2 protein-coding genes are annotated in these 4,078 nt (G+C 48.9%); both read left to right on the top strand.

Annotated features, from left to right (window positions below; genetic code table 11):
• The first annotated feature begins 816 nt into the window (after window positions 1-816).
• Window positions 817-2,157: an anaerobic C4-dicarboxylate transporter DcuB gene (dcuB, locus tag OGY19_RS02350; RefSeq protein ID WP_048213861.1), complete on the top strand. Its 1,341-nt coding sequence runs from the start codon at window positions 817-819 to the stop codon at window positions 2,155-2,157.
• A 96-nt stretch (window positions 2,158-2,253) separates the two neighbouring features.
• Window positions 2,254-3,900 (top strand): class I fumarate hydratase FumA, encoded by a 1,647-nt coding sequence (fumA, locus tag OGY19_RS02355; protein WP_061067059.1) that lies wholly within the window; start codon window positions 2,254-2,256, stop codon window positions 3,898-3,900.
• Window positions 3,901-4,078 lie beyond the last annotated feature (178 nt).

Raw genomic sequence — 4,078 nt, forward strand, 5'->3', positions numbered from 1 at the left:
AGCTGATAGAAACAGAAGCCACTGGAGCACCTCAAAAACACCATCATACACTAAATCAGTAAGTTGGCAGCATCACCGATTATTCGTTATATAAAAGTAACAATTATTAAAATAATGAAAAATCCCTTTTTATCCCGCTAAAGCAGATAAATAGTGAATTTGCGTTAGATCAAATATATTTGTATCAAACATGTTAAATTCATTATTTTGTTATTGATAAACATCACACTGTTTTTAATTTCAAAATCGCTAACAAAAGTTAATTAAGTATTAACTAACTCACAGAGTGTGTATTTTTACTTCTAAAGGATTAGTCTGAATTTCATCAGACATAAAAATCTAGACTGGTAGCAATGGAGACCATGCTACGTACTATGGACACCGTACATTTTTGTGAGCAAATAAACGTATCCGTACGCCAGACTCATTACCACATGACATGGCGTGACCGCGATCACATAAAGAATACACTCACCTGGTATACCGGTGTTTTACGTAATAGCGGACAATGTAGAACCAACGGTCAGCCCCCGGAAAACCGGTGTAAGCCAGCCCAACTACAGCGTCAGCCGCAGCGCTTCATAACCAGCCCTACTTCCCATCGCCTGAGGATTCTCTCCTCTGATCAATGCCATAGAAAAAAGCTAAATATTTCCAAAAAGTTATAAATACATTCTAGCCAGACATTTAAACATTAATCGCAAATACGGACATATCGAATACTGACCATTTTTTGATGCTTATTCCGGCAAAAAAGAATGTGCCACAGATCCATTTTTCAAAAAATTGACTGGGTTTTTCGCGAGGGTAAATAAAATGTTATTTAGTATACAACTTCTCATAATATTAATATGTTTGTTTTATGGTGCCCGAAAGGGCGGTATCGCGCTGGGTTTGTTAGGCGGTATCGGCCTGGTTATTCTGGTTTTCGTGTTCCATCTCCAGCCGGGTAAACCCCCTGTTGATGTAATGCTGGTTATTATTGCCGTGGTGGCCGCTTCTGCAACCTTGCAAGCCTCCGGCGGTCTTGACGTTATGCTGCAAATTGCTGAAAAGCTGCTGCGTCGTAACCCAAAATACGTTTCTATCGTAGCACCATTTGTTACCTGTACCCTGACTATCCTGTGCGGTACCGGCCACGTGGTGTACACCATTCTGCCGATCATTTATGACGTCGCCATTAAGAACAATATTCGCCCGGAACGCCCAATGGCGGCGAGTTCTATCGGTGCACAGATGGGGATTATCGCCAGTCCGGTTTCTGTAGCCGTTGTCTCGCTGGTTGCGATGCTGGGTAACGTGACATTTGAAGGCAAGCACCTCGAATTCCTCGACCTGCTTGGCATCACCATTCCGTCTACCCTGCTGGGTATCCTGGCTATCGGTATTTTCAGCTGGTTCCGTGGTAAAGATCTGGATAAAGATGAAGAGTTCCAGAAGTTTATTTCCGTACCTGAAAACCATCACTATGTGTATGGCGACACGGCAACACTGTTAGACAAAAAACTGCCGAAAAGTAACTGGCTGGCAATGTGGATCTTCCTCGCTGCCATCGCCGTTGTTGCCGTGCTCGGTGCAGTATCTGAACTGCGCCCTTCTTTTGGTGGCAAACCGCTGTCAATGGTCCTGGTTATCCAGATGTTCATGCTGCTGACTGGCGCATTGATTATCATCTTAACCAAAACGAATCCCGCATCTATCTCAAAAAATGAAGTCTTCCGTTCAGGTATGATCGCGATTGTTGCGGTGTACGGTATTGCCTGGATGGCCGAAACCATGTTCGGTGCGCATATGTCTGAAATTCAGGGCGTACTGGGCGAGATGGTGAAAGAACATCCGTGGGCCTATGCGATCGTCCTGCTGTTAGTCTCCAAGTTTGTAAACTCTCAGGCTGCAGCGCTGGCCGCTATCGTTCCAGTCGCACTGGCTATCGGGGTTGATCCAGCGTACATCGTTGCTTCTGCTCCGGCTTGTTACGGTTACTACATTCTGCCGACCTACCCGAGCGATCTGGCTGCTATTCAGTTTGACCGTTCAGGTACCACCCACATTGGCCGTTTCGTTATCAACCACAGCTTCATTCTGCCTGGTTTGATCGGCGTAAGCGTATCCTGTGTCTTTGGTTGGGTCTTCGCCGCAATGTACGGTTTCCTGTAATCACACTTCGCGTGCCGCCCGCTATGGTGCGGCACGCCACCGTTAAGACGCAGAGAATTTTTAAATTCCTGATAAAAATGAAAAGGCTGGAAGCAAATGTCAAAAGTTGAATTCACTTACCAGGCGGCTTTCCCACTGGGGGAAGACAAAACTGAGTACTACCTGCTGACATCCGATCACGTCAGCGTCGGCGAGTTTGAAGGCGAGTCAATCCTGAAAGTAGCGCCTGAAGCACTTACGCTACTGGCCCAGCAAGCCTTCCACGATGCCTCCTTCATGCTTCGCCCTGAACACCAACAGCAAGTCGCCTCCATACTCCATGATCCTGAAGCCAGCGAAAACGATAAGTATGTTGCGCTGCAATTCCTGAGAAACTCCGAGATTGCCGCCAAAGGCGTATTGCCAACCTGTCAGGATACCGGCACGGCCATTATCATGGGTAAAAAAGGTCAACGTGTCTGGACCGGCGGCGGTGACGAAGCGGCGCTCTCCAGAGGCGTATTTAATACCTATATTGAAGATAACCTGCGCTACTCGCAAAACGCGGCGCTGGATATGTACAAAGAAGTGAATACCGGCACTAACCTGCCTGCGCAAATCGACCTGTACAGCGTGGATGGCGACGAATATAAATTCCTGTGCGTGGCAAAAGGCGGCGGTTCTGCCAACAAAACCTATCTGTATCAGGAAACGAAAGCACTGCTGACTCCCGGCAAACTGAAAAACTTCCTGGTTGAGAAAATGCGTACGCTGGGGACTGCAGCTTGCCCACCGTACCATATCGCATTTGTAATTGGTGGTACGTCAGCAGAAAGCACCCTCAAAACGGTGAAACTGGCCAGCACACACTACTATGATGCGCTGCCGACTGAAGGTAACGCTCACGGTCAGGCATTCCGCGATCTGCAACTGGAACAAGAACTGCTGGAAGAAGCCCAGAAACTCGGCCTCGGCGCCCAGTTTGGCGGGAAATATTTCGCTCACGACATCCGCGTGATTCGACTGCCTCGCCACGGCGCATCCTGCCCGGTAGGCATGGGCGTTTCCTGCTCCGCAGACCGTAATATTAAGGCCAAGATTAACCGCGAAGGTATCTGGATCGAAAAACTGGAACATAATCCAGGCCAGTACATCCCGGAATCTCTGCGCCAGGCCGGCGAAGGCGAAGTGGTTAAAGTCGACCTTAACCGTCCGATGAAAGAGATCCTTGCCCAGCTTTCTCAGTACCCGGTATCCACCCGTCTGTCGCTGAGCGGTACAATCATTGTGGGTCGCGACATCGCCCACGCGAAGCTGAAAGAACGTATCGAGTCCGGCGAAGGTCTGCCGCAGTACGTGAAAGATCACCCGATCTACTACGCAGGCCCGGCGAAAACGCCGGCAGGTTACCCGTCCGGTTCTTTGGGTCCAACCACTGCGGGTCGTATGGACTCCTATGTTGACCTGCTGCAGTCCCATGGCGGCAGCATGATCATGCTGGCGAAAGGTAACCGCAGCCAACAAGTGACCGACGCCTGCCATAAACACGGCGGCTTCTACTTAGGTAGCATCGGTGGTCCGGCTGCTGTACTGGCGCAACAGAGCATTAAGCATCTGGAATGCGTGGAATACCCGGAGCTGGGAATGGAAGCTATCTGGAAAATCGAAGTTGAAGATTTCCCTGCTTTCATCCTGGTCGATGACAAAGGCAACGATTTCTTCCAGCAAATCGTGAGCAAACAATGCGCTAACTGCGCGAAGTAACCTATTCGGCCCGGCACTGGACTGACACCAAATTTTTGGGGCCAGCCCAGTGATCCCCCCGGGCCAACTTTATCCCCCCATTAACTGGCGTTGAATTTTTGGGTGATGCTGCCAACTTACTGATTTAGTGTATGATGGTGTTTTTGAGGTGCTCCAGTGGCTTCTGTTTCTATCAGCT

Origin of the sequence: Citrobacter sp. Cy070, from assembly GCF_030332245.1 — a bacterium.
Taxonomy (GTDB): Bacteria; Pseudomonadota; Gammaproteobacteria; order Enterobacterales; family Enterobacteriaceae; genus Citrobacter; species Citrobacter youngae.

Excerpts from the sequence above, each read along its gene's own strand:
- dcuB (WP_048213861.1), top strand. The coding sequence starts at position 817 with ATGTTATTTAGTATACAACTTCTCATAATATTAATATGTTTGTTTTAT.
- fumA (WP_061067059.1), top strand. The coding sequence starts at position 2,254 with ATGTCAAAAGTTGAATTCACTTACCAGGCGGCTTTCCCACTGGGGGAA.